Source organism: Pseudomonas sp. AC252, from assembly GCF_979258105.1.
The window spans coordinates 2448200-2474272 of the sequence record NZ_OZ409837.1; the positions used below are offsets into that span (position 1 = coordinate 2448200).

Sequence of the window (26073 nt, forward strand, 5' to 3'; positions counted from 1 at the left end):
GGGTTGCTCCATGAAGTTGTCCATGCCGCGTTTCGATCAAGCCCCTGTCTTGGTGGTCGGCGATGTCATGCTCGACCGTTACTGGCATGGCGGAACCTCACGGATTTCCCCTGAGGCGCCAGTGCCGGTGGTCAAGGTCGAGCAGATCGAAGACCGCCCGGGCGGTGCCGCGAACGTTGCCTTGAACATTGCCGCGCTGGGTGCGCCGGCATCGCTGGTCGGCGTGACCGGCGATGACGAAGCCGCCGACAGCCTGAGCAACAGTCTCAAGGGGGCCGGCGTACGCGCATTGTTCCAGCGCATCGCGCACCAGCCCACCATCGTCAAGCTGCGGGTCATGAGTCGGCACCAGCAATTGCTGCGTATCGACTTCGAAGAACCCTTTGCCACCGACGCGTTGGCACTTGGCTCGCAGGTCGACGACCTGCTTGAGGGCATCAAGGTGCTGGTCCTTTCCGATTACGGCAAAGGCGCGCTGAAAAATCATCAGGCGCTGATTCAGGCGGCACGGGCGAAAAACATTCCGGTACTGGCCGATCCGAAGGGCAAGGATTTTTCCATCTATCGTGGCGCCAGCCTGATCACGCCGAACCTGAGCGAATTCGAAGCCATCGTCGGCGGTTGCGTTGACGAACACGAACTCGTCAGCAAGGGCGCAGCGCTGATGCATGATCTCGATCTCGGGGCGCTGCTGGTCACCCGTGGCGAACACGGCATGACGCTGTTACGGCCCGATCATCCAGCACTGCATTTGCCTGCCCGTGCCCGGGAAGTCTTCGATGTGACCGGTGCAGGCGATACGGTGATTTCCACGTTGGCAGCGGCCATAGCGGCTGGCGAAGAACTGCCGCACGCGGTGGCGCTGGCCAATCTGGCGGCGGGCATTGTCGTCGGCAAGCTGGGTACCGCAGCGATCAGCGCCCCGGAGCTGCGTCGCGCCATTCAGCGCGAGGAAGGCTCCGAGCGTGGTGTGCTGGGTCTTGAGCAATTGGTGCTGGCCGTTGCCGACGCCCGTGCGCATAACGAACGAATTGTCTTCACCAACGGCTGCTTCGACATCCTGCACGCCGGCCATGTGACTTATCTTGAGCAGGCACGAGCGCAAGGCGATCGACTGATTGTCGCGGTCAACGACGATGCCTCGGTCAGTCGCCTGAAAGGCCCTGGTCGCCCGATCAACAGTGTCGACCGGCGCATGGCTGTTCTGGCGGGCCTCGGTGCGGTGGATTGGGTCATCAGTTTCCCGGAAGGTACGCCTGAGAACCTGCTGCGCGAGGTCAAGCCTGATGTGCTGGTCAAGGGCGGCGATTACGGCATCGATCAGGTTGTCGGTGCTGATATCGTCACCGCTTATGGCGGTACCGTGAAAGTGTTGGGGCTGGTGGAAAACAGCTCGACGACCGCGATTGTCGAAAAAATACGCAGTCGCTGATCAGATGAGTTTTTGCCGTTGTGTACCGCGTGTGAACGGATTTTGCCTTGGGGATTTCACCGTTTCCGTTGATGTAGGCAGGTTTGAATCCGCTGCGCTTGCCCGCCTATGTTACGTGGTCGACTAATCTATGAAAGTCATGCTTCTGGTGATGGACGAGCAACGGGTCATACTTGACCGGCTCTACGACATCGTTCAGCAGAACTGCGATGAGTGTTTCATCTATCGTCTGAGCAAACAGCAGCAGATGAACCTCGGCGTTTTTCTGGCTTCGGTCGATTACCAGACCTTTGACCGCGTGGTGATTTTCTCCCGGGTCAAGCGTCTGGCCCCGCAACTGCGGGTGCTCAAGTGCATTCCCGGGCTGGTCTTTCTCGAGCACGATGCCTACCAGAACTACATGCCCGCCAGTAAATACCGCGGCGTGTATTCGCGCCTGTATAGCCGTTTGCCGAGCTGCCGGGCCTTGGTGTCCGGCGCTGTTGTCGCGCGCAAGATGCTGGCGGAAGGCATCGATACGGTGTTCGTCTCCAAAGGCTACGACGAGCAGATGCTGCGCAACACCGGCGTCGCGCGCGACATCCCGATCGGCTTCCTCGGCAGCCTGAAAAGCACTGAGTACGCCGAGCGCAAGGCCATGCTCGAATCCCTTTCGCAGCGTACCGGCATGCTCGTGACTCGCACCAAATCGGGTGCGGAATACCTCGAAACGCTCAATCGCATCAAAATCTTCGTCAGCGCCGATATCGGCATGAACGAGTTCATGATCAAGAACTTCGAAGCCATGGCGTGCGGCTGTGTGCTGCTGGCCTGGAGCCAGGGCGAGGAAGACCGCTTGCTTGGTTTCGAAGACATGCACAACACCGTGTTCTATCGCAGCGAAGACGAGGCGGTGGCCAAAATCAAGATGCTGCAGGACGACCCCGAGCTGGCGCAACGCATCGCCAGCAACGGCCAGGCGTTTGCCGAGAGTCGCTATTCGTTTGCGCGGGTCGGTCAGGCACTCGCCGAGGCCATCCAGCGCGAGATGCGTCCATGGCAGCCACCGTCGGCTTTCACTCGGTTCTGGGTCAAGCTGCGTTACGGCATGAAGGTGCCGGCCTGAATGACGGACGAATACATGGCGCTGGATGCGCTGCCCGGTGGTGACCAGTCGGTTTTGCAGGCTTTGCCCGAAGCCCTGCGCGAATGCCTCAGCCGTGCGGCGCGGGTGGTATTGATCGCTAATAATCCCGCGATTACCGCAGCAGATTTCGCAGCGCTGAATATCGGCGCTAATGACGTCGTCGTCAGTTTCAATCACTGCATCAAGGCGTCGCTGCTCAATGAGCAAAGCGTCAATCTCTTCGTGCACGGCTACAACGCGCCCGACGCCTATTTCTTCGGGCTGCCCGGCAACCAGGACGTACAGCGACTGTTCGACCGCGCGGGCGAGCGCTGCTTCACCATGCTCGTGGGTTGCGCAGCGCCGATGTGCCCGATGCCGCGCGTGGCGATGTACTGGGATCGCATACCGTTGCCGCCGCTGTGGAACTACCCGGTCGACCGCCCGGGCGGCAAGCGCTACGTCGGCCCCTCCACCGGCTTCAACACGCTGGTGCTGCTCGACTGGCTGCGCGGGCATCTCGCTTATACCTATCAGCTGATGACCCTGGGTTTCTCCAACGAAGCGGGGAAACTGTGGGGTGGCCATGCCTGGGATTACGAGCGGGACTGGTTGCAAAAGTCCAATGTCATTGTCGTGCCGCTGCAACCCCGACGCTGGTGGCAGAAACTGTTCAAACGCAAATAAACCACGCCGCAGTCAGGTGCCTGCCGGGCCGAATCATTTCTTCATAGGTGCAATCGAGTGGTGAAAATTGCCGTGGCGTTTTTCGGAATTCCGAGAAATTCGCCGATCTGCTTCCCTTCAATCGAACAGAACGTACTTGCGCAGTTGCCTGCGGGCAGCGAGGTCGAGTGCTTTTATCATCTGTATAAAGTCGATGAAGTGCAGAATTCGCGCTCCGGCGAGAAAGGCGAGCTGGCGGCTGACAACTACCAGCCCTTCGAATCGATGACCGGCGCGCTCACCTCGACTGAAGGTGTGCTGGAGCGCTGGGATTTCGAGCAGGTCAAGGCGCAGGGTGATACCTGGGCCGACGACTATGCGTCGCTGCGCAACCTGATTTATCAGCTCAACTCATTGCACACCGTTACCACCGAGATCGAATCCTTCAATCCGGATTTCGTTGTGTTCGTGCGGCCGGACAATTTCTTCCACACGCCGCTGCCGGGCTACCTGTTCAACCACGCCGAAGCGCGACGGCACAACGTCTATATCCCGGACTGGCAGTGGTGGGGTGGTCTGAATGATCGGTTCGCCGTATGCGGGCGCGATACGTATATCGCCTATGGCAAACGCATCGAGCGCATCTTCGATTTCTGCAAGGCGACCGGCCGCAAGCTGCATTCCGAGCGCTTGCTCAAATACGCCCTGCTCGAGGCAGGCGCCAAGGTCTGCACGTTGCCGATCCAGGCGTCGCGCGTTCGAATCACTGGCGCATTTGCCGAAGAGTCGTTCTCACCCAAGCGTGGCATGGGCAAGCGCGAAAACCGTTACTTCCATTTCTTCGCGAAGTTGCGCACTTGGCGGGATCGTCGCCGCTAGGGGTTATCGGCTCGCGCGCTTCCTGCCCAGCCCGACCAGGCGCAGTGCCTTGATGCTCAATTGTTTGAGACCCGTGCGCGGTGCCTTGGCCGGTTGCAGGCCTTGTTGCACCAGCCAGTCCTTCCAGCGAATGCGTTCGTCATGCACGACCCAGCCTTGCTGCGTAGCGAAGCTTTCAGCCAGGTGAATGCCGCGGGTGCTCGCCGGTATCAGCTTGTCGCGTTTGAGGGTGAACAGCTCCGCGGTTGGCGCGCCGTCCTTGAGTGGCATCAGATACAGATCCGGACGCTTGCGGTCCAGCCGCGCCACCAGTTGATCGCCCTCCAGGCGTTCATCGACATGGAACAGGCTCAGGGATTTGGCTTCCTTGGGCACTTCCAGGCGCAAGTCGTAGATCAATTGCAGTGACGCGGTCGGCAAATGCACGTAGGCCCGTGGCCGTTCCAGCAGTTGCAGGTTGGCGCAGCGTACCGGACGCGCCGAGCCGGACAGCGGCGACAGGCGAAACGGCAGCGCCTCGCGATAATGCAGGGCAGCGGAGTAGGGCGCTGGCAGCCAGGTTTCGTTGAAGCGCCCGCCGAGCCAGCCTTCCGGGGTTTCCAGCAGGCACTCTTCAGCAATTTCCTGAATCGCCGTGTGCAGCGGGATATTCAATTCATGGGCCGGCACGTAGCCGGAAATCAGCTTCAGCACGACATCGCCGCGATCCTGCCGACGCTGGCGGACCAGCACCCAATAATCGCGGTTCTGCCAATGCAGGGTCAGGCGCACGGATACGCCGAGGTTGGCTAATTCGACGGCAAAGCGCTCGCTGTCGGCGACGCTGACCGGTTTGCGTCGTTGCAGAGTCTGGGCGAAATTCAGCGGCATGCCGACGCTCTGGTAGCTCAGGCCTTCGGGCGTGGCTTCGACGAACAGCGGCAGCGTCTTGAAGTTGCTCGGGTTCTTGCGGATGAGCGTGCGCGGCATATCAGCTCCTGCTTAAGGCCGCGGGGCGGCGTCAGTGACCACGCAGGACCTGGGCAACGGTCGCTACGTTATGGGCGAGGTGCAGCGGATTGATCGTGCCGACAATAGCACTGGCGACGCCGGGCTGAGTGAACAGCAACTCGAAGCTGGCGCGCACCGGATCGACTCCCGGACTCAGACAGACATGACCACTGGCCAGGGCTTTTTTCACCAGAATGGCTTTGCCGTGGGCAGCAGCATAGTCAATGACCGCTTTTTCGTTTCGTTCGTTCAGATTGTAGGTGACCATCGCGCAGTCGCCTTGCTCCAACGCTTTCAAGCCGCCTTCGACGGTTTTGCCGGAAAAACCGAAGCCGCGGATTTTGCCCTCGGCCTTCAACGCCGCGAGGGTGGCGTACACCTCTTCCTGCTCAAGAATGACCTTGTCATTGCCGTCCGAGTGCACGAGGACCAGATCGATAAAATCCGTTTCCAGACGTTGCAGGCTGCGCTCGACCGACATCCGCGTGTGCGCGGCGCTGAAGTCGTGACGCGATACGCCGTCGGCAAACTCTTCGCCGACCTTGCTGACGATCACCCAATCCTGTCGCTGACCGCGCAGTAGCGGGCCGAGGCGTTCTTCGCTGCGACCATAGGCCGGTGCCGTGTCGATCAGGTTGATGCCCAGGTCGCGCGCCTGGCGCAGCAGCATGCGCGCCTCGTCGTCGCCGGGAATCTGAAAGCCGTTGGGGTATTTCACCCCCTGGTCACGGCCGAGTTTGACCGTGCCCAGGCCCAGCGGGGAAACCGTCAGGCCGGTGCTGCCCAACGGGCGATGCAGATCGTGCAGAGTGGCGATGGTCATGGCAGCAGTTGCTCCCACGCGGGTACGCCGAGCGGCGGTTTAGGCAACGGCGGCAGCGGCTCGGTCGCTTGCGGCTGGATGCCGTCGTGTTGCAGCGAAGCGATGACGCGGTCGGCGAAGTCCGGCGCCAGTGCCAGTTTGGTCGGCCAGCCGACGAGCAAGCGGCCTTCCTCGGCGAGGAACGCGTTGTCCGGGCGGGTCAGGCCAGTCTGCAGCGGCTCGGCGCGGTCGACGCGCAGGGTGGCCCATCGCGTGGTGCTGAGGTCGATCCACGGCAGCAGCTGGGCGATTTCCTTTTGCGCCGTGGCAATCTGTTCTGCCGGCTCGCGAGCCACGCCTTCGCTTTCGGCGATGTCGCCGCCCATGTACCAGACCCACTGGCCGTCAGCCGCCGGATGCGTGGTCACGGTGATGCGCGGCTTGGTGCCGCCGCCCAGGCAGTGCGCGTACAGCGGTTTCAGGCCGGGGCCTTTGGCGAGGATCATGTGCAGCGGCCGGCGTTGCATGGCCGGCCGGCTCAGGCCCAAGGCTTCGAGCAATTCGGCGGTACCAGCGCCGGCGCTGAGAACGATGCGCTGGGCGCGGATTTCGCGACCATCGACTTTCAGCCCGACCAGCACACCGGCTTCCAGCAGCGGCTCGATCACCTTACCGGCGAGCAAACCGTCACCGGCCAGCTCGGCCAGACGCTGGATCAGGCTCGGGACATCCACCACCAATTCGGCGAGGCGATAGACCTTGCCCTTGAAGCGCTTGTCTTGCAGGGCCGGCGGCAGTTCGTCGCCCTTGACCTGATCGACCCGGCCACGCACGGCTTTGCTGGCGAAGAAACTGGTGAGGTTGCCGGCCAGAGTGCCTGGCGACCATAGGTAATGGGCTTCGGACAGCAGGCGCACGCCGGACAAGTCCAGCTCGCCATTGCCGGCCAGCGCCTCGCGCCAGCGGCGCGGCATGTCGGCGATGGCTTCGGAGGCACCGGTCAGCGCGCCATGCAGCGCGTACTTGGCGCCGCCGTGGATGATGCCCTGGGACTTCACGCTCTGCCCGCCACCGAGGCTGGCGCTTTCCACCAGCACGGTCGAGAAACCCTGACCGCGCAGGCGCGCATTCAGCCAGAGGCCGGCGACACCAGCGCCGACAATCAGAACGTCGGTGGAAATAACGGATGGCATGCAGCGACCTCGGAGCTTGAAGAAGCCGCAAGTTTCAAGCTTCAAGCTGCAAGCTGCAACCCGGACCAGCAAATCAGCATTGCTTGCGGCTTGCCGCTTGAAGCTTGCTGCTGCTTTTTAATGCCCGGCAGTTTTCGAAAACAGCTGGATCACAACGACACCCAGCACAATCAACGCCATCCCGAGCATCGCCGGTACATCGAGCTTCTGCCCGTAAATAAACAGAGCCGCGACGCTGACCATGACAATGCCCATCCCGGCCCAGACCGCGTAGGCAACGCCCACCGGCACAGTGCGCACCACCAGCGTCAGCATCCAGAATGCGATCCCGTAGCCGACGATGATCAACATCAATGGCAGAGGTGTGCTGAAGCCTTTGACCGCTTTCATCGAAACGGTGGCGATCACTTCGGCGCAGATGGCGATGGCCAGATAGACGTAGGCGTTCATGGTTCGGTCCTCAAATAAATCGTTGCTTGCTGAGGCCCATTCTAGGGATTGCTCAGATGGGGTAAAGTCATTACCTATCTGCTTTGAGGATAGGTCTAAAAACCGCATGCAATGGAATCTCGAACAATTGCGCTTATTTGTAGAGGTTGCCGAACAGCGCTCGTTTTCCGCCGTGGCGCGTCGGCAACGCAAGGCGCAATCGGCGATCAGCAACGCCGTTGCGATGCTCGAAGAGGATCTGGGCGTGAGCCTGTTCGAGCGCAGCAGCGGTCGTCAGCCGAGTCTCACCGAGGCGGGCGAGGCATTGCTGGAAGAGGCCCGCGAGGTGTTGCGCCAGTGCGAGCGCCTCAACGGCAGGGCCATGGCCATGCTGCGCGGCCAGGAGGCGCAGTTGCGTGTGGCCCAGGACGAGGCGATGCCCTATCAGGCGCTGGTGGAAAGTTTCGGCGAACTGGCCGAGCAGTTTCCCAGCCTGGAAGTGCAACTGACCAGCGCCGCCCAAGGCGAGGTCGCGCGCAAACTGGTCGAGCGCCGCGCCGATCTCGGCCTGCTGTTCTATCACGATGAGATTCCCGAGGCCCTCGAGCGCCGCGTACTCGGTCGTGTCGAGATGGTCACGGTGTGCGGCGTCAATCATCCACTGGCGCAGCAGGCTTACGTGACCTGCCAGCAACTGGCGCAGCACCGGCAACTGTTGATGTCGACGCAGACCAGCGTCTATCCCGGCAACGAGCCGGCCAGCCCGCAGGTATGGCGTGCCGACAGCTTCTACGTGATGTCTGAATGGCTGGTGCGCGACCTTGGCTGGGCCTGGCTGCCGCGTCACGTTGTGCAGTACTCGGCGTATCAGGGCCAGATGATTGAACTCGACAGTGAGTGGACGCCGCCAGCGCTGGTGGTGGAGCTGGTCTGGCGCCGCGACGAACCGCTCGGTCCGGCCGCACGCTGGCTGGCGGAACGTTTTGCCGTGCACTTGCGGGCGATCGGTGACAAAAGCCGATAAACTCCGCCGCCATGAATAGAACTCTCTACACCGTGCTGTTTTACCTGGGGCTGCCATTGGTGGCGATTCGGTTGTGGCTGCGCGCGCGCAAGGCGCCGGCGTATGCCAAACGCATTGGCGAGCGCTTCACGCTTGGCATGCCGACCCTGCAGCCCGGTGGCATCTGGGTGCACGCGGTGTCGGTGGGCGAAAGCATTGCCGCCGCGCCGATGATCCGCGCCTTGCTCGAGCGCTACCCGGCCATGCCGATCACCGTGACCTGCATGACCCCGACCGGTTCGGAGCGGATTCAGGCACTGTTCGCCAATGAGCCGCGCATCCAGCACTGCTATCTGCCGTACGACTTGCCGTGCGCCGCTGCACGCTTTCTCGATCGCGTACAGCCCAGGCTTGCGGTGATCATGGAAACCGAGCTGTGGCCCAACCATATTCATCAATGTGCCAAGCGCGGGATTCCGGTGGCGCTGGCCAATGGGCGATTGTCGCAGCGTTCCGCCAAAGGCTATGGCCGCTTCAACAAACTCACCGCGCCGATGCTCGCCGAGATGAGCCTGTTGGCCGTGCAGACCGAAGCCGAGGCCCAGCGCTTCCGTGATCTCGGCGCGCGCCCGGAGACGGTTGAAGTCACCGGTTCGATCAAGTTCGACCTGACCATCGATCCGCAACTGCTGCAACGCGCAGCCGAACTGCGTAGCCAATGGCAGGCGCAGGATCGTCCCGTGTGGATCGCCGCGAGCACTCACGAAGGCGAAGATGAAGTGGTGCTCGACGCTCATCGTCGCCTGTTGGCCAATCACCCGGATGCATTATTGATTCTGGTGCCGCGTCATCCCGAGCGCTTCAATTCGGTGTTCGACCTGTGCCAGCGCGAAGGTTTTGCCACGGTACGCCGCTCGACCGGGGCTAATGTCGATGCGCAGACGAGCGTGCTGCTCGGCGACACCATGGGTGAGTTGCTGTTTCTCTATGCCTTGGCCGACAGCGCTTTTGTCGGCGGCAGTCTGGTGCCGAACGGCGGGCACAATCTGCTCGAACCCGCCGCCCTGGCGAAACCGGTACTCAGCGGCCCGCACCTGTTCAACTTCCTCGACATCGCTGCGCAATTGCGTGAAGGCGGGGCATTGGCCGAAGTGGATGATGCCGAAGGCCTCGCAGTCGAGCTGCGCCGTTTGTTCGAACTGCCCCGTGATGCGCAGCGCATGGCCGAGGCCGGGCTGGCGGTGATGCGGCGCAATCAGGGCGCATTGCAGCGGCTGCTGGATGGCTTGGCGCGGCTGATCCAATAGTCGCCTGGAATATTACTGTGGTGAGGGGATTTATCCCCGCTGGGTTGCGGAGCAGCCCCAAACCATTCAACGCGGTCATTCAGAAAAACCGTGTCCACCGCTATTGCGACTGCTGCGCAGCCGGACGGGGATAAATCCCCTCACCACAGGGGTTCATTCCAAATTGTTCATGGCCGGGCCTTACTGTGGCGAGGGGATTTATCCCCGTTGGGTTGCGAAGCAGCCCCAAAACCATTCAGCGCGGTGATTCAGTTAGATCTGGCAAGTCGGATTTACGACTGCTGCGCAGCCGAACGGGGATAAATCCCCTCGCCACATGGATTCATCCCCGCTGGGTTGCGAAGCAGCCCCAAAACCATTCAGCGCGGTGATTCAGTCAGATCTGGCAAGCAGGATTTACGACTGCTGCGCAGCCGATCGGGGATAAATCCCCTCACCACAGGGGATTCATCCAGATTGTTTAAGGCCGGGCCTTGAGCTGCGCCTCGGCCGCCGACGCCAGATCCGGCGGCAGGAAATCCTTGTCCGGGTTGTAGTCGGCTTTCAGATAACGCCGCAGGTCTTCCAGGTCACCCGGGTTCAGCGTCCCCGCCGCCTGCTTCAGGCGCAGGTTGTCGAGGATGTAGTCGTAGCGGGTGTTGTTGTAGTTGCGCACCGAGGTGTACAGCTGGCGCTGCGCGTCGAGCACGTCGACGATGTTGCGTGTGCCGACCTGATAACCGATTTCCGTGGCTTCCACCGCGCTCTGGTTGGAGATGATCGACTGGCGGCGCGCCTGCACCTGCTCGACGTCGGTGTTCACCGCGCGGTGCAGATTGCGGGTGTTTTCCACCACTTGCCGGCGCAGCGATTCGCGCTGCTGTTCGCTCTGATCCAGTTGCGCATAGGACTGGCGCACTTGCGAACTGGTCAGCCCGCCGCTGTAGATCGGGATGTTCAGTTGCAGGCCCAGCGTGCTCTGCTCGACGTTGCCGCCATAAGGCGCGCCGAACGAGTTGGGGTTGGCGAAGCCGAGGGCGTCGTTGTCGCCTTTCTCGTATTTCGCCACGGCGTCGAGGGTCGGCAAGTGGCCGGCCTTGCGCTGCTTGAGCGTCTGTTCGGCGGAGCTGACCGCGTAGTTGCTGGCGAGCAGATTGAGGTTCTGCCGCGCCGCCGTGTCGACCCAGGATTTCGCATCGTTGGGCGCCGGCGGCAGGATCGGTAGCGTATGAACGATGCCCTGAATCGAGTTGTACTGACGGTTGGTCAGGGTGATCAACGCCTGGAACGCATCATCGACCTGACGCTGGGCGACGATGCGGTTGGCTCGCGCGGTGTCGTAACTGGCTTGCGATTGCAGCACGTCGGTCTTATCCGAGAGGCCGACATCGAAGCGCTCGTTGGACTGATCGAGCTGACGTTTGAACGCCGCTTCTTCAGCTTTGGTCGAGGCCAGATTGTCCTGGCTGCGCAACACGTTGAAGTAGCTTTCGGCGCTCTGCAGGATCAGGTTCTGCTCGGTCGCCGAGAGCTGCAGCGCGGCCTGCTCGTTAACGTCCTTGGCTGCTTGATACTGGAACCAGCGATCGGCGCGGAACAGCGGCTGCGCGAGCGTCGCCTGATAGGAATGCGCGCTGCGGTTGGCGATGGCCGAAGGCTGGTCGATCGAGGTGCGCACGTCGGCGACTTCGGCGCCACCGGACAGGTTCGGCAGCAGACCGGCGCGGGCCTGCGGCACCACTTCTTTCTGTGCGCCATACTGGGCGCGGGCCGCCGCGAGGTCGGCGTTGTTGTCGACCGCTTCCTGATAGACGCTGACCAGATCGGTTTTGGTCGACAAGGGTGCTTCCGCTGCCCAGGCCATTGTGTTGGACGCACAGGACACGGCAACAGCCAATGAAAGTTTGCGCAGCATGAGGCGATCCCTAGCATGAATATTATGGAAGTAATCCGGGCGCCAAAGGTAAGGCGCAGCCCGCACAGCGTCAAGGCTGAGCAGGCCCAGCGAGTGTAGTTGCGCATTGCTCCGGCAACAATCGGCCAGCCTGTGTATTTACGCCATTCATCATGGCGTTCGCTGCGGTGTTGGCGTTCCTCGGTGGTTGTGTCTAGACTGGCCGGGTTCTTGTCGGGGTGCCTTGCTATGAGGCTGAGATCGAATAATTTCGGATCCCGTTGAACCTGATCAGGTTAGCGCCTGCGTAGGGAACAAGATTTCTCGTCACCCGGCGAGTCCTCTTGTGCTTCGTCCGGGATATTGTTCGACAATCGAACGCCATGACGAATGCACAGCACCGGTCCTGGTGCGTCCGTGCCTTTCAGGTTCTGCTCCGACAATCCACTGCTGGATGCCGTCTGGAGAGCCTGTGATGACAACAAAAGAAAAAAACGCGATCAACCTGAGTGACTCGGCCAAGGTCGACGAGCAATCGGTCAAGCCGTTCACCCGTTCGCAAAAAGTCTACGTTCAGGGCTCGCGCCCGGACATTCGCGTACCGATGCGCGAAATCAGCCTCGATGTAACCCCGACCGATTTCGGCGGCGAGATCAATGCGCCGGTCACTGTCTACGACACTTCCGGCCCGTACACCGATCCGAATGTGGTCATCGATGTGCGCAAAGGTCTGGCCGATGTGCGTTCAGCGTGGATCGATGACCGTGGCGATACCGAGCGCCTGCCGGGCCTGAGCTCGAACTTCGGCCAGCGGCGTCTGGCCGATGCCGAGCTGACCAAACTGCGTTTTGCCCACGTCAACAACCCGCGCCGGGCCAAGGCCGGGGCCAACGTCAGCCAGATGCACTACGCGCGCAAAGGCATCATCACCGCCGAGATGGAGTACGTCGCCATCCGCGAAAACATGAAACTGCAAGAGGCCCGCGCGGCCGGCCTGCTCAAGCAGCAACACGCCGGCCACAGCTTCGGCGCAAGCATTCCGAAAGAGATCACCCCGGAGTTCGTCCGCGAGGAAATCGCCCGTGGCCGCGCGATCATTCCCGCCAACATCAACCACGTCGAACTGGAACCGATGATCATCGGCCGTAACTTTCTCGTGAAGATCAACGGTAACATCGGCAACAGCGCGCTGGGCTCTTCGATCGAAGAAGAAGTGGCGAAACTGACCTGGGGCATTCGCTGGGGCTCGGACACGGTGATGGACCTGTCCACCGGCAAACACATTCACGAAACCCGCGAGTGGATCATCCGCAACTCGCCGGTGCCGATCGGTACCGTGCCGATCTATCAGGCGCTGGAGAAGGTTAACGGCGTCGCCGAAGACCTGACCTGGGAGCTGTTCCGCGACACCCTGATCGAGCAAGCCGAGCAGGGCGTCGACTACTTCACCATCCACGCCGGCGTGCTCCTGCGCTACGTGCCGCTGACCGCCAAACGCGTCACCGGCATCGTTTCCCGTGGCGGCTCGATCATGGCCAAGTGGTGCCTGGCGCACCACAAAGAGAACTTCCTCTACACCCACTTTGACGAAATCTGCGAAATCATGAAGGCCTACGACGTCAGCTTCTCGCTGGGCGATGGCCTGCGTCCCGGCTCGATTGCCGACGCTAACGACGAAGCGCAATTCGGCGAACTGGAAACCCTCGGCGAGCTGACCAAGATTGCCTGGAAGCACGACGTGCAATGCATGATCGAAGGCCCGGGCCACGTGCCGATGCAGTTGATCAAAGAGAACATGGACAAGCAGCTCGAATGCTGCGATGAGGCGCCGTTCTACACCCTCGGCCCGCTGACGACCGACATTGCGCCGGGCTACGATCACATCACCTCGGGTATCGGCGCGGCGATGATCGGCTGGTTCGGTTGCGCGATGCTCTGCTACGTGACGCCGAAGGAGCACTTGGGCCTGCCGAACAAGGATGACGTGAAGACCGGGATCATCACTTACAAGATCGCCGCACACGCAGCGGACCTGGCCAAGGGACACCCGGGCGCGCAGATCCGTGATAACGCACTGAGCAAGGCGCGTTTCGAATTCCGCTGGGAAGACCAGTTCAACCTCGGTCTGGACCCGGACACCGCACGTTCCTACCACGACGAAACCCTGCCGAAGGATTCGGCCAAGGTCGCGCATTTCTGCTCGATGTGCGGGCCGAAATTCTGCTCGATGAAGATCACCCAGGAAGTCCGCGAATATGCGGCCAACCAACGCATCGACGCGGTCGACGTGGACGTCGCCAAGGGGCTAGCTGAGCAGGCCGAGCGGTTCAAACAGGAAGGCAGCCAGCTGTACAAAAAAATCTAGCCACAAGCGGCAAGCTACAAGCTGCAAGATTAGAAGCAGTCCGCGTACCGCTTTTAACTTGCAGCTTGCAGCTTTTTCCTGCTCCTCTTTGAGATAACACCCTTGAGCATTCAACCCGGCACTTATTCTCCCGACCTCGCCGTCCCCGCTGAAAAGCGTGTGTTCGGCGGTCGCGATCTGTTTTCCCTGTGGTTCTCCCTCGGTATCGGCCTGATGGTTCTACAGACCGGCGCATTGCTCGCGCCGGGCCTGGGTCTGTCCGGTTCTTTGCTGGCGATCTTCCTCGGCACGCTGGTAGGCGTGCTGTTGCTGGCGGCGGTCGGCGTGATCGGCAGCGACACCGGCCTGTCATCGATGGCCGCGCTGAAGCTCAGCCTCGGCAGCAAAGGCGCGAGCCTGCCGGCGCTGCTCAATCTGCTGCAACTGATCGGCTGGGGCTCGTTCGAAATCATCGTCATGCGCGATGCCGCCAGCCTGCTCGGCACCCGCGCCTTCAGCGAAGGCTCGCTGTGGGCCAATCCGATTCTGTGGACGCTGTTTTTCGGCGCGCTGGCGACCTTGCTCGCGGTGAGCGGGCCGTTGACGTTCGTGCGGCAGATTCTGCGCAAGTGGGGCATCTGGCTATTGCTCGCCGCGTGCCTGTGGCTGACCTGGAACCTGTTCGCCAAAGCCGACCTCGCGGCATTGTGGGCGCGCGCCGGTGACGGTTCGATGCCATTCGCGGTGGGCTTCGACATTGCCATCGCCATGCCGCTATCGTGGCTGCCGCTGATTGCCGACTACTCGCGTTTCGGCAAGCGCGCGAAGAATGTCTTCGGTGGCACGGCTGTCGGTTTTTTCATCGGTAATTTCTGGCTGATGAGCCTTGGCGTGGCCTACACCCTGGCGTTCGCGCCGAGCGGCGAAGTCAATGCGCTGCTGCTGGCTCTGGCCGGTGCCGGTCTGGGCATTCCGCTGTTGCTGATTCTGCTCGACGAGTCGGAAAACGCTTTTGCCGATATACATTCGGCAGCGGTCTCGAGCGGGATTCTGTTGCGTCTGAAAGTCGAGCACCTGGCCTTGGCCATCGGCGTGATCTGCACGCTGATCGCACTGCTGGCGCCGTTGGCGCAGTACCAGAATTTCCTGCTGTTGATTGGCTCGGTGTTCGCGCCGCTGTTCGGCGTGGTGCTGGTGGATCACTTCATCCTGCGCAAGCGCAGTGCTCAGGTCGCCTCAGCCGCATTGCGCTGGCCGGCGTTACTGGCGTGGCTGGGTGGCGTGAGCACCTACCACTTGCTGGCGAATCTGTATCCGGATGTCGGCGCAACCCTGCCGGCGCTGGTGCTGGCAGGGTTGCTACAACTTGTGCTGGGCCGGGCCTTCAGTTACGGCCGGGAAACAGCTCAGGCTTGAGAATGCCGTTCAGGCGCGGGTAAGGAATCTTCAGTTCGACGTGGCCCAGCGCATAGGGCGCGATGGTGGTCACGTCGTACTTGAGAATCACGCCACCGTAGGTCAGCGCCACGTGCGGGGTTTTCACGAACGGCCAGTTCGCAACGAATTCCGCCTCCTGATCGAGCTTGGTGCTGATCAGCCAACTGTTGTGCGCCACTTGCGCGGCTTTCCAGAACGCCTCTTCCTGACCCGGCAGCAACATGTCGGAGAGATTCAGCACCTTGTGCTGCTGGCGCGAATAGTTGATGAAACCGCGACCTGGCGTGCCGTGGGCGCCGCCGGTGTCGAGGTAGCTCGACAGCTCGATGATCACCAGTCCGTCATGCTGCTCGCGTACTTTCGCTTGCAGATAGCTGCTGTTGCGCGGGCCGGCGCTGGCCAGGAACTGCTCGCGGTAGGCGGCCAGGGTTGGCGCTACCGGTGCGTTCTTCTCGGTGCGGGTCATTTGCAGCAGACGTTTTTCGATGATGCCGTCCAGTGCCGGCTCATCCGGGAAGCGCAGGGTGTCGATGTTCACCAGCGGGCAATCGGGGTTGGAACAGCCGGGTTTCAGTTGCTCCGAAGCGTCGCGGGTGGTTTCCAGCGGCGTGCGATAGTTGGGCTGGAACAGGCTGGCACAGGCGCCCAGAGTCAGGGCAATAGCGGCCACAGAGGCAATTTTGAAAAGCGACATGGGCGTCCTTTCGAAAGCAGGGGAAGGCGAAAAGTTACCGCTTCGACTCTCAACGGAGCAGTCAGTTCGCCACTAAGCTAATTAGAGTGGGTTTCACCGTCACCGTCCATCCCGCTGACGGTAAAGGGGCTGCATCAAACGGTGCGGGCGCGTTAGGATGGCGCGAAGTCGAGGTTGCCGGTCACGCACAGCAACCTCGTATTGGATGTGCAGTGAAGAGGATGCTTATGACGGACTTTGCCAACGCCATTCCGACCGCCGTCGATATCGTGCGGCGCGAAAAATGCTACGAGGGCTTCTACAAGCTCGACCGTGTGCACCTGCGCCATGAGTTGTTCGCCGGTGGCATGAGCCGCGAGATCAATCGTGAAATCTTCGTGCGCCACGATGCTGTTTGCGTCCTGCCTTACGATCCGCAGCGCGATGAAGTGGTGCTGATCGAGCAGTTTCGCGTCGGCGCCATGGGCAAGGCCGACAACCCGTGGCTGGTCGAACTGGTCGCCGGTCTGATCGACAAGGATGAGCAACCGGAAGAAGTTGCTCACCGCGAGGCGCAGGAGGAAGCTGGACTGGACATCAAGGCGCTGTGGCCGATGACCAAGTATTTCCCGTCGCCGGGTGGCAGCAACGAATTCGTGCATTTGTATCTGGGGCGTTGCAGCACCGACGGTGTCGGTGGGCTGCACGGGCTGGAAGAAGAGGCCGAAGACATTCGCGTGACGGTCTGGGCATTTGAAGATGCCTTGCAGGCCGTGCGTGACGGTCGGATTGCCAACGCGGCGAGCATCATCGCCTTGCAGTGGCTGGCGCTGAACCGCGCCGAAGTGAGGGGGCTATGGTCGTAAACAAGCTGCGCGATCGTTATCGGGTTGACCTCGTGGGGCTGCAAGCCGCCTGTGAGGCCAACTACGCGCGCCTGATGCGACTGCTGCCGGACATGCGCAACGAACCCGAGGCGCGGCGTATCGCCGTGACCCAAGGCGAGCAGATGCTCGGCGTGCTCGCCCTCGAAGTGCTGCAGACCTGCCCGTACACCACGACCTTGCAGGTACGCCAGGAGCACAGCCTGCCGTGGTTGCCGGTGCCGCAACTGGAGGTGCAGGTCTACCACGACGCGCGCATGGCCGAAGTGATCAGCGCCGAACATGCACGACGCTTTCGCGGCATCTATCCTTATCCGAACGCCGCCATGCACCAGCCCGATGAAAAGGCCCAGCTCAATGTGTTTCTGGGCGAATGGCTGAGCCATTGCCTGGCGCTGGGGCACGAGTACGAAGTCGTTCGCTAGTTGTGAACTGCGTCCGCTTCGGCGGTTTCCCCTTTGTGTCATCCCCCAGCATAATTGCCGCACCCATCCATTGCGTGCCTAGCCCCGGGAGAGCGCCTTGCCCAGCGTATCGACATTGACCAGCGCCGACCCGGCGCTGCTGGTGCAGTTGTCCGACAGCCACCTGTTCGCCGCAGCGGACGGCAAGCTGCTGGGCATGAAGACCCGCGCGAGCCTGCAACAGGTCATCGACCTGGTGTTGGCGCAACAGGCGCAGATCGATCTGCTGCTGGCCACCGGCGATATTTCCCAGGACGGCACGCTGGAGTCGTACCAGGCCTTCCGCCAGATGAGTGGACAGATCGCCGCGCCAGCACGCTGGATACCCGGCAACCACGACGAGCCGATGGTCATGGCCGAGGCGGCGGTGCAGAGCAGCTTGCTCGAATCGGTAGTCGATATCGGCAATTGGCGGGTGACGATGCTGGATTCGGCGGTGCCGGGTTCGGTGCCGGGCTATCTGCAGGATGATCAATTGCAACTGCTCGCCCGCGCGCTGAGCGAAGCGCCGGAACGTCATCATCTGGTGTGCCTGCATCATCATCCGGTGTCGATCGGCTGCGCATGGATGGAGCCGATCGGCCTGCGCAACCCGGAAGCGTTCTTTGAAGTGCTGGACCGCTTTCCGCAGGTTCGCGCGGTGTTATGGGGGCATGTGCATCAGCAAATCGATCGCGAGCGCAATGGCGTGCGCTTGATGGCCTCGCCTTCGACGTGCATCCAGTTCGAGCCCGGGAGTGCGGATTTCAAAGTGGGCGAGCAGGCGCCGGGGTATCGCTGGCTGCGGTTGTTGCCGGATGGGCGTTTGGAAACCGGGGTTGAGCGCGTGACTGGATTCGACTTTCAGGTTGATTACGGTTCCAACGGTTACTGAGACCATACGGGCCTCTTCGCGAGCAGGCTCGCTCCCACATTGAAACGCGATTCCCTGTGGGAGCGCCGGTGCGACGCTTCGACCTGCTCGCGAAGGCGGCCGCACAAACACCCACGATTGCTCTGACTCCCTGTAAACTCCGCTATCTTTCGCCGACAGCCAGGGAGCTCAAATGTCCGGTTCGATCCTCTATATCCACGGTTTTAACAGCGCGCCGGCCTCGAAGAAGGCCTGTCAGCTGGTCGCGGTCATGGAGCGGCTGGGGTTGAGCGAGCAATTGCGCGTGCCGGCGCTGCATCACCATCCGCGCGAAGCCATCGGTCAGCTCGAGCAGGCAATCGCCGAGCTCGGCCGGCCGTTGCTGGTGGGAAGTTCGCTCGGCGGCTACTATGCGACTCACCTGGCCGAGCGCCATGGCCTGAAAGCCCTGCTGGTCAACCCGGCGGTCAGCCCGCACCGGATGTTCGATGGTTATCTGGGCACGCAGAAGAACCTCTACACCGATGAAACCTGGGAACTGACCCACGGCCACGTCACGGCGCTGGCCGAACTGGAAGTGCCACCACCGCAGGATCCGCAGCGTTATCAGGTCTGGTTGCAAACCGGCGACGAAACGCTGGATTATCGCCTCGCCCAACAGTATTACCGCGCCTGTGCCCTGCGCATTCAGGCTGGCGGCGACCACAGTTTCCAGGGCTTTGCCGGGCAATTGCCGGCGTTGCTGAGTTTTGCCGGCATGGCTGCCGATATGTATCAGGCAATCGATTTCACCACGCTGTGAAGTCTTGCCCCTCTTTCATGAATGACTGACGACGAGACCTTATGGCCACTCCCAGCGCTAGTTCTTATAACGCCGACGCCATCGAAGTCCTCTCGGGCCTCGACCCGGTGCGCAAACGCCCCGGCATGTACACCGACACCAGTCGGCCGAACCACCTCGCCCAGGAAGTCATCGACAACAGCGTCGACGAAGCCCTGGCCGGCCACGCCAAATCGGTGCAGGTCATCCTGCACGCCGACCATTCGCTGGAAGTCAGCGACGACGGCCGTGGCATGCCGGTGGACATTCACCCGGAAGAAGGTGTGTCCGGTGTTGAACTGATCCTTACCAAGCTGCACGCGGGCGGCAAGTTCTCCAACAAGAACTACCAGTTCTCCGGCGGCCTGCACGGCGTGGGTATTTCCGTGGTCAACGCGCTGTCGACCGAAGTGCGCGTACGGGTCAAACGGGACGGCAACGAATACCAGATGACCTTCAAGGACGGCTTCAAGGCCTCCGAGCTGGAAATCGTCGGCACCGTCGGCAAGCGCAACACCGGCACCAGCGTGTACTTCGCGCCGGACCCGAAATACTTCGATTCACCGAAATTCTCCATCAGCCGCCTCAAGCACGTGCTCAAGGCCAAGGCTGTGTTGTGCCCGGGGCTGCTGGTCAGCTTCGAAGACAAAGGCACCGGCGAGAAAGTCGAGTGGCATTACGAAGACGGCCTGCGCTCCTACCTGGTCGATGCGGTCAGCGAATTCGAACGTCTGCCGAACGAGCCGTTCTGCGGCGCCTTCGCCGGTAACAAGGAAGCGGTCGACTGGGCGCTGCTGTGGCTGCCGGAAGGTGGCGACGCGGTGCAGGAAAGCTACGTCAACCTGATCCCGACCGCGCAGGGCGGCACGCACGTCAACGGTCTGCGTCAGGGCCTGCTCGACGCGATGCGCGAGTTCTGCGAATTCCGCAGCCTGCTGCCGCGCGGCGTGAAGCTGGCGCCGGAAGACGTCTGGGAGCGCATCGCGTTCGTCCTGTCGATGAAGATGCAGGAACCGCAATTCTCCGGCCAGACCAAAGAGCGCTTGTCGTCCCGCGAGGCGGCGGCGTTCGTTTCCGGTGTGGTCAAGGATGCGTTCAGCCTGTGGCTCAACGCCAACCCGGAAACCGGCCTGGCCTTGGCCGAGCTGGCGATCAATAACGCTGGCCGTCGCCTCAAGGCGAGCAAGAAAGTCGAGCGCAAACGCGTCACCCAAGGCCCGGCGTTGCCGGGCAAACTGGCTGACTGCGCCGGGCAGGACCCGATGCGTTCCGAGCTGTTCCTGGTCGAGGGTGACTCCGCCGGCGGTTCGGCCAAACAGGCGCGGGACAAGGAATTCCAGGCGATCCTGCCGTTGCGCGGCAAGATCCTCAACACCTGGGAAGTCGACGGCAGCGAAGTGCTCGCCAGCCAGGAAGTGCACAACATCGCCGTGGCCATTGGCGTCGATCCGGGCGCGGCGGACATGAGCCAGCTGCGCTACGGCAAGATCTGCATCCTCGCCGACGCCGACTCCGACGGTCTGCACATTGCGACCTTGCTGTGCGCGCTGTTCGTTCAGCACTTCCGCCCGTTAGTGGATGCCGGTCACGTCTACGTGGCGATGCCGCCGCTATACCGTATCGACCTCGGCAAAGAGATCTACTACGCCCTCGACGAAGCCGAGCGCGACGGCATTCTCGATCGCCTGGTCGCCGAGAAGAAGCGCGGCAAGCCGCAGGTCACCCGATTCAAGGGGCTGGGCGAAATGAACCCGCCGCAACTGCGTGAAACCACCATGGACCCGAACACCCGGCGTCTGGTGCAGTTGACGCTGGGCGAAGACTTCGCCGAAACCTCGGAAATGATGGACATGCTGCTGGCGAAGAAACGCGCCGGCGACCGCAAATCCTGGCTGGAATCCAAAGGCAACCTCGCCGAGGTGCTGGCCTGATGCAGTTTGGCTGGGCCTTGGCGGGTGCGTTGCTGCTGAGTGCGCTGAGCGTGTCGGCCGAGCCGCGGCAAGAATTGCGGCTGCTCTCCGAACACCCGGTCGAGGGCATGCGCGGCGGCAACCTGTCGGGTCTGGCCATGTGCGGCAATGAGCTGTGGACGGTTTCCGATCGCGATGACGAGCAGATCTATCGGCTCGATACCCGCGATCCGGTCTGGCAGGCGCAAACCGTGCACATCGACGTGCCGCCCGTGCCGGAGAGCGGCTTGCCGTGGGGCTTGAGTTCGCGCACCTGGGCGGCGTCGTTCATTCGCGGCGGCGATCTGGATTTCGAAGGCATCAGTTGCGACAGTGCCGGTAATCGCTACATCGTCAGTGAAGCCCATGCGGCGGTGCTGCAGGTGCCGGTCAGCGGTCCGGCGAACTGGCTGAAGATCTCGCCGCTGCTGGTTCGCGAGGCGCGGGCGAGTGGCATGCTGCTCAAGTTCAATGCGATCTTCGAGGGCCTGGCGATCAACCCGGCGGGCGACCGGATGTGGCTGGCCGCCGAACGACAGAACCGCGGCCTGCTGCTGATCAAGCGTCAGCAAACAGTCTGGGATTGCGACGGTCGCTGCGTGCTGCTCAGTGAGGGCGGCAAGGAAATGCAGCCGGCGCAGTTCCCGAAAGCGAAAGCGGTCGACCGCGACTTTTCCGACATTTCGTTGTTCAACGGCAAGCTGTTTACCCTCGAGCGCAACGCGTTCGAGATTTGTCGTCGCGATGCGCAGACGGCCAAGGTCGAGCAGTGCTGGTCGTATGCAGGTGAACTGTTGCAGGAAAATCGCCGCTACTCGCAGAACTACGGACTGGAGGAAGCGCTGATCATTGATGCTGAAGGCGCGTGGATCGGCGTCGACAACAATTTTGGCCCACGTGCTGACGGCGAAGTCCGCCCGGTGGTCTGGCGCTTCGCCGCGCCGGACGGTGGCTGGAGTGCCAGGCCATGAGCCAGCAACCGCCGGGCAAGCGCGCCGGTCGGGTGTTGATGATCCTCGCCTGGTGCGCGGCGTTGTTTCTTGCGACGAAGTTTTTTGGGCAGTGGGAGCAGCGCCAGCAGAATCCGAACATCGTGGTCACGTCGGAGCAGGGCGAAGGTTTTATCGAAGTGAAACTGGCGAGCAATGCCCAAGGGCATTTTGTCGCCAGCGGCCAGATCAACGGCGAGCCGGTCGAGTTCATGCTCGACACCGGCGCCACCGATGTGGCGATCCCGGCGGATCTGGCCAAGCGTTTGAAGCTGCAAGAAGGTTTTGGCGTGACCCTGAGCACGGCCAATGGCCTGAGCCAGGGTTACCGAACGAAGATTGCTCGCCTGCAATTGGGCGACATCGTCCTGCGGGATGTCCGCGCACTGGTGGCGCCGGGTCTGCATGGCGATCAGGTGCTGCTCGGCATGAGCGCCCTGAACAAACTTGAATTTACCCAGCGCGGTGGCACCATGCTGCTGCGCCAGACAACGAACCGATGAGGCCCGCATGAGCGACTCCCTTGATCTCAGCCTGGACGGTGTAGAACGCCGCTCGCTGGCTGACTTCACCGAAAATGCCTACCTCAACTACTCCATGTACGTGATCATGGACCGCGCCTTGCCGCATATCGGCGACGGCCTGAAACCGGTACAGCGGCGTATCGTCTACGCCATGAGCGAGCTGGGGCTGGACGCTGATTCCAAACACAAGAAATCGGCGCGTACCGTCGGTGACGTGCTCGGTAAATTCCACCCCCACGGCGACTCGGCGTGCTACGAAGCGATGGTGCTGATGGCGCAGCCGTTCAGCTATCGCTACACGCTGGTCGACGGCCAGGGCAACTGGGGTGCGCCGGACGATCCGAAGTCCTTCGCCGCCATGCGTTACACCGAAGCGCGGCTGTCGCGCTATTCCGAAGTGCTGCTCAGCGAACTGGGCCAGGGCACCGCCGACTGGGGGCCAAACTTCGACGGCACGCTGCAGGAACCGCTGGTGTTACCGGCGCGCCTGCCGAACATTCTGCTCAACGGCACCACCGGTATCGCCGTAGGCATGGCCACCGACGTGCCGCCGCACAACCTGCGTGAAGTCGCCACTGCCTGCGTGCGTCTGCTCGATGAGCCGAAAGCCACGGTCGAGCAGCTTTGTGAGCACATTCAGGGCCCGGACTATCCGACCGAAGCGGAAATCATCACGCCGCGCGCCGACCTGCTGAAGATGTACGAAACCGGCAAGGGCTCGGTGCGTATGCGCGCCGTGTACCACGTCGAGGACGGCGACATCATCGTCACCGCGCTGCCGCATCAGGTCTCCGGGGCCAAAGTGCTGGAGCAGATCGCCGCGCTGATGCAGGCCAAGCCATCGAAAGCGCCGCAGATCGCCGATCTACGCGACGAATCCGACCACGAAAACCCGTGCCGCATCGTGATCATCCCGGTCAACAGCCGCGTCGATCACGAAGCGCTGATGCAGCACCTGTTCGCCAGCACCGAGCTGGAGTCGACCTACCGGGTCAACGTCAACATCATCGGTCTGGACGGCAAGCCGCAACTGAAAAACCTGCGTGCGCTGCTGGTCGAATGGCTGGAGTTCCGCGTACTGACCGTGCGTCGCCGTCTGCAATTCCGCCTCGACAAGGTCGAGCGTCGTCTGCACCTGTTGGACGGTTTGCTGATTGCCTACCTCAACCTGGATGAAGTAATTCACATCATCCGTACCGAGGAGCATCCGAAAGCCAAGCTGATCGAGCGTTTCGCCCTCAGTGAAATTCAGGCCGACTACATTCTCGACACGCGTCTGCGTCAGTTGGCGCGACTGGAAGAGATGAAGCTGCGCGACGAGCAGGATGAACTGCTCAAGGAACAGGCCAAGCTGCAAGCGCTGCTGGGCAGCGAAGCGAAGCTGAAGAAACTGGTGCGCACCGAGTTGCTCAAAGACGCCGAAACCTACGGCGACGACCGCCGTTCGCCAATCGTCGAGCGCGCCGAAGCCAAGGCGCTGAGCGAACACGATCTGCTGCCGAACGAGAAAGTCACTGTCGTGCTGTCGGAAAAAGGCTGGGTGCGTTCGGCCAAGGGCCATGACATCGACGCCACCGGCCTGTCGTACAAGGCCGGCGATGGCTTCAAGACCTCGGCGGCGGGGCGCTCCAACCAGTTTGCCGTGTTCATCGACTCCACCGGCCGCAGCTATTCGGTCGCCGCGCACACCTTGCCGTCGGCCCGTGGCCGGGCGAACCGTTGACCGGCCGTCTGACGCCGCCACCGGGCGCATCGTTCGAATGCGTGCTGATGCCCGAAGACGATGCGCTGTACGTGATTGCGTCCGATGCCGGTTACGGCTTCGTGGTCAAAGGCGAAGATCTGCAAGCGAAGAACAAGGCCGGCAAAGCGCTGTTGAGCTTGCCGAACAACGCCAAGGTCATCGCGCCGCGCCCTGTGGCTGATCGTGAGCAGAACTGGCTGGCCTCGGTCACGACCGAAGGTCGCCTGCTGATCTTCAAAATCAGCGATCTGCCACAATTAGGTAAGGGCAAAGGCAACAAGATCATCGGCATTTCCGGTGAGCGCGTGGCCAGCCGCGAAGAATATGTCACGGACATCGCCGTCCTGCCGGAAGGCGCCACCCTGGTGTTGCAGGCTGGCAAACGGACCCTGTCGCTGAAAGCCGACGACCTCGAGCACTACAAAGGTGAGCGTGGACGGCGCGGAAACAAACTTCCGCGGGGCTTCCAGCGGGTCGATGCGCTGCTCGTCGAAAACCTCAATTAGGCGAGAACGCCATCCTAGAGCGTTCGATCTGCGATTAAACGCGTAGATCGACGCTTTGGCGCTGGAGTCGGAACGCATATTCACGGATGATATGGCCTTTCAAGCGCCGGCGTGGCCGAGCGTTCTTCATATTTATTGAGTATTTTCACTGCGGTCAGCCTTGTGGCGGCCACCTGGACGGGATGATGACTGCGCTACGCCCCCTTATTTTGTTGCTCGCCGGCGTTCTTGGCCTGGCGGGTTGCAGCGTTCACCAGCCGGTGTCGCTGTATCAACTGGACAGTGGAAGTCCGGTTCAGCCTGCGCAAAGCGCGGGCATGGCGGTTTTGCTGGGGCCAGTGGTAGTGGCCGATTACCTGCAACGCGAAACCCTGTTGCAACGTCAACCCGACGGCAGCCTGCAAGCGGCGACCGACGGTCGTTGGGCTGGCAGCCTTTCGTCGGATATCGATCAATTGCTGATGCGTCAGGTCGCCGGTCATCTGGACAGCCAGCGTGTAGTGCTGGCGCCTGCTACTGCCGGGTTTACCCCGGATGTGCAAGTGCTGTTGACCATCACTCGTCTGGATTCCGGGGCGAAACAACCGGCGATTCTCGATGCACAGTGGCGTTTGATCGATCGTCGCGGCAAGGTGCGCGATAACCGCATCATTCATCTGCAGGAGCTGCACGCTGGCAGCACCGCTTCGCAGGTGCAGGCACAAGGCATCCTGTTGCAGCGTTTGGCCGAGCAATTGTCGGTGGCGCTCAAGCCTCTGGCCAACCAGCCGCCCGTGGCCGAGGCACCGCGCAAAGCCGCGCCGAAGCCCGCAGCGCCGGCGGCGGATGCCGAGAAGCAACCGAAGATTCCAATGGCCTCGCCGATCCGTACCGATATGGAAGTGTTTCGCTTCTGAGGGCGGAACGAGTCAGAACAGAGCCCGCCTTGTGCGGGCTTTGTTGTGTCTGGAGGTGGGGTGGAAGATCAAAAGCCCCTCACCCTAACCCTCTCCCGGAGGGAGAGGGGACCGATTGGGGGATATTCGATAGCTACACCGACGTGAACGCGCGGAGGTGAATCCATAATCGCCAAGATCTGTCAGGTCGATATATGGCGCCAGACACCTCGGTCGGTTCCCTCTCCCTCTGGGAGATGGCTAGGGTGAGGGGCTTTTCAGGGATGCACACATTCCAGTAACGCCGCGCACAAAAAAGCCCGCAGACATTC

At 61.8% G+C, this 26073-nt stretch carries 22 protein-coding genes, 1 pseudogene and 1 riboswitch; of the genes and pseudogenes, 17 read left to right on the plus strand and 6 right to left on the minus strand.

The annotated features are described in order from the left end of the window. The first annotated feature begins 10 nt into the window (after window positions 1-10). From hldE to ACZZZ4_RS11300, 4 genes are all read left to right on the plus strand, one after another. A complete protein-coding gene (gene hldE, locus ACZZZ4_RS11285; protein WP_039756793.1) occupies window positions 11-1432 on the plus strand; it encodes a bifunctional D-glycero-beta-D-manno-heptose-7-phosphate kinase/D-glycero-beta-D-manno-heptose 1-phosphate adenylyltransferase HldE in 1422 nt (473 codons plus the stop codon). Window positions 1433-1562: 130 nt separating this feature from the next. Beyond that, window positions 1563-2537: a glycosyltransferase gene (locus ACZZZ4_RS11290; protein ID WP_310404009.1), complete on the plus strand. Its 975-nt coding sequence runs from the start codon at window positions 1563-1565 to the stop codon at window positions 2535-2537. Continuing rightward, window positions 2538-3224 carry a hypothetical protein gene (locus ACZZZ4_RS11295; protein WP_463547825.1) on the plus strand — a complete coding sequence of 229 codons (687 nt, stop codon included), beginning with the start codon at window positions 2538-2540 and terminating at the stop codon, window positions 3222-3224. 57 nt (window positions 3225-3281) lie between these two features. Continuing rightward, window positions 3282-4082, plus strand: a complete 801-nt coding sequence (locus tag ACZZZ4_RS11300) for a hypothetical protein (RefSeq protein ID WP_463547826.1) — start codon at window positions 3282-3284, stop codon at window positions 4080-4082. Between the two features lie 3 nt (window positions 4083-4085). Here the strand turns inward: ACZZZ4_RS11300 and ACZZZ4_RS11305 are convergent, their stop codons facing one another. The 4 genes from ACZZZ4_RS11305 to ACZZZ4_RS11320 form a co-directional block, all read right to left on the minus strand. Next, complete coding sequence (locus tag ACZZZ4_RS11305; RefSeq protein ID WP_463547827.1) at window positions 4086-5051, minus strand: metal ABC transporter ATPase; 966 nt, start codon at window positions 5049-5051, stop codon at window positions 4086-4088. 31 nt (window positions 5052-5082) lie between these two features. Next, the gene (locus ACZZZ4_RS11310; protein ID WP_463547828.1) at window positions 5083-5895 is read right to left on the minus strand and encodes an aldo/keto reductase; all 813 of its coding nucleotides are present in this window, start codon (window positions 5893-5895) and stop codon (window positions 5083-5085) included. Beyond that, a complete protein-coding gene (locus ACZZZ4_RS11315; RefSeq protein WP_463547829.1) occupies window positions 5892-7067 on the minus strand; it encodes an NAD(P)/FAD-dependent oxidoreductase in 1176 nt (391 codons plus the stop codon). Before ACZZZ4_RS11315 ends, ACZZZ4_RS11310 begins: the two co-directional genes overlap by 4 nt. 117 nt (window positions 7068-7184) lie before the next feature. After that, a complete protein-coding gene (locus ACZZZ4_RS11320; RefSeq protein WP_039756804.1) occupies window positions 7185-7517 on the minus strand; it encodes a DMT family transporter in 333 nt (110 codons plus the stop codon). Between the two features lie 106 nt (window positions 7518-7623). On the opposite strand from ACZZZ4_RS11320, the gene ACZZZ4_RS11325 reads away from it, so the two are divergent. Then, window positions 7624-8520, plus strand: coding sequence for a LysR family transcriptional regulator (locus tag ACZZZ4_RS11325; RefSeq protein WP_463547830.1), 897 nt, complete (start codon window positions 7624-7626; stop codon window positions 8518-8520). A gap of 11 nt (window positions 8521-8531) precedes the next feature. After that, window positions 8532-9806 (plus strand): lipid IV(A) 3-deoxy-D-manno-octulosonic acid transferase, encoded by a 1275-nt coding sequence (gene waaA, locus ACZZZ4_RS11330; protein ID WP_463547831.1) that lies wholly within the window; start codon window positions 8532-8534, stop codon window positions 9804-9806. A gap of 460 nt (window positions 9807-10266) precedes the next feature. Here the strand turns inward: waaA and ACZZZ4_RS11335 are convergent, their stop codons facing one another. Beyond that, window positions 10267-11700: a TolC family outer membrane protein gene (locus ACZZZ4_RS11335; protein ID WP_016771977.1), complete on the minus strand. Its 1434-nt coding sequence runs from the start codon at window positions 11698-11700 to the stop codon at window positions 10267-10269. 204 nt (window positions 11701-11904) lie between these two features. Next, window positions 11905-12010, plus strand: a riboswitch (TPP riboswitch). A gap of 144 nt (window positions 12011-12154) precedes the next feature. On the opposite strand from ACZZZ4_RS11335, the gene thiC reads away from it, so the two are divergent. Together thiC and cytX are read left to right on the plus strand one after the other, a co-directional pair. Next, on the plus strand, window positions 12155-14044 hold the full coding sequence (gene thiC / locus ACZZZ4_RS11340) for a phosphomethylpyrimidine synthase ThiC (RefSeq protein WP_463547832.1): 1890 nt from the start codon (window positions 12155-12157) through the stop codon (window positions 14042-14044). A 102-nt stretch (window positions 14045-14146) separates the two neighbouring features. Next, entirely contained in the window at window positions 14147-15439 is a 1293-nt protein-coding gene (gene cytX, locus ACZZZ4_RS11345) for a putative hydroxymethylpyrimidine transporter CytX (protein ID WP_463547833.1), read from the plus strand. Here the strand turns inward: cytX and ACZZZ4_RS11350 are convergent. After that, the gene (locus ACZZZ4_RS11350; RefSeq protein WP_016771974.1) at window positions 15408-16154 is read right to left on the minus strand and encodes an RsiV family protein; all 747 of its coding nucleotides are present in this window, start codon (window positions 16152-16154) and stop codon (window positions 15408-15410) included. The genes cytX and ACZZZ4_RS11350 overlap by 32 nt on opposite strands. 227 nt (window positions 16155-16381) lie before the next feature. Between ACZZZ4_RS11350 and ACZZZ4_RS11355 the strand changes: the two genes are divergently transcribed. The 9 genes and pseudogenes from ACZZZ4_RS11355 to ACZZZ4_RS11395 all read left to right on the plus strand — a co-directional run bounded on the left by ACZZZ4_RS11355 (window position 16382) and on the right by ACZZZ4_RS11395 (window position 25762). Further along, the gene (locus ACZZZ4_RS11355; RefSeq protein ID WP_024011344.1) at window positions 16382-16999 is read left to right on the plus strand and encodes an NUDIX domain-containing protein; all 618 of its coding nucleotides are present in this window, start codon (window positions 16382-16384) and stop codon (window positions 16997-16999) included. Further along, window positions 16990-17442 (plus strand): DUF1249 domain-containing protein, encoded by a 453-nt coding sequence (locus ACZZZ4_RS11360; protein WP_039756811.1) that lies wholly within the window; start codon window positions 16990-16992, stop codon window positions 17440-17442. Before ACZZZ4_RS11355 ends, ACZZZ4_RS11360 begins: the two co-directional genes overlap by 10 nt. A gap of 97 nt (window positions 17443-17539) precedes the next feature. Further along, on the plus strand, window positions 17540-18355 hold the full coding sequence (gene cpdA, locus ACZZZ4_RS11365; RefSeq protein ID WP_463547834.1) for a 3',5'-cyclic-AMP phosphodiesterase: 816 nt from the start codon (window positions 17540-17542) through the stop codon (window positions 18353-18355). 172 nt (window positions 18356-18527) lie between these two features. After that, complete coding sequence (locus ACZZZ4_RS11370; RefSeq protein ID WP_415763808.1) at window positions 18528-19136, plus strand: YqiA/YcfP family alpha/beta fold hydrolase; 609 nt, start codon at window positions 18528-18530, stop codon at window positions 19134-19136. Between the two features lie 41 nt (window positions 19137-19177). Further along, window positions 19178-21085, plus strand: a complete 1908-nt coding sequence (parE, locus tag ACZZZ4_RS11375) for a DNA topoisomerase IV subunit B (RefSeq protein WP_024011346.1) — start codon at window positions 19178-19180, stop codon at window positions 21083-21085. Continuing rightward, window positions 21085-22074 (plus strand): esterase-like activity of phytase family protein, encoded by a 990-nt coding sequence (locus ACZZZ4_RS11380; protein ID WP_415763807.1) that lies wholly within the window; start codon window positions 21085-21087, stop codon window positions 22072-22074. The genes parE and ACZZZ4_RS11380 overlap by 1 nt, the downstream gene beginning before the upstream one ends. Beyond that, a complete protein-coding gene (locus tag ACZZZ4_RS11385) occupies window positions 22071-22595 on the plus strand; it encodes a retropepsin-like aspartic protease family protein (RefSeq protein WP_415763806.1) in 525 nt (174 codons plus the stop codon). The genes ACZZZ4_RS11380 and ACZZZ4_RS11385 overlap by 4 nt, the downstream gene beginning before the upstream one ends. Before the next feature lie 7 nt (window positions 22596-22602). Further along, window positions 22603-24866, plus strand: a pseudogene (parC, locus tag ACZZZ4_RS11390) (DNA topoisomerase IV subunit A). A gap of 185 nt (window positions 24867-25051) precedes the next feature. Then, a complete protein-coding gene (locus tag ACZZZ4_RS11395) occupies window positions 25052-25762 on the plus strand; it encodes a PqiC family protein (RefSeq protein WP_039756820.1) in 711 nt (236 codons plus the stop codon). Window positions 25763-26073: the final 311 nt, after the last annotated feature.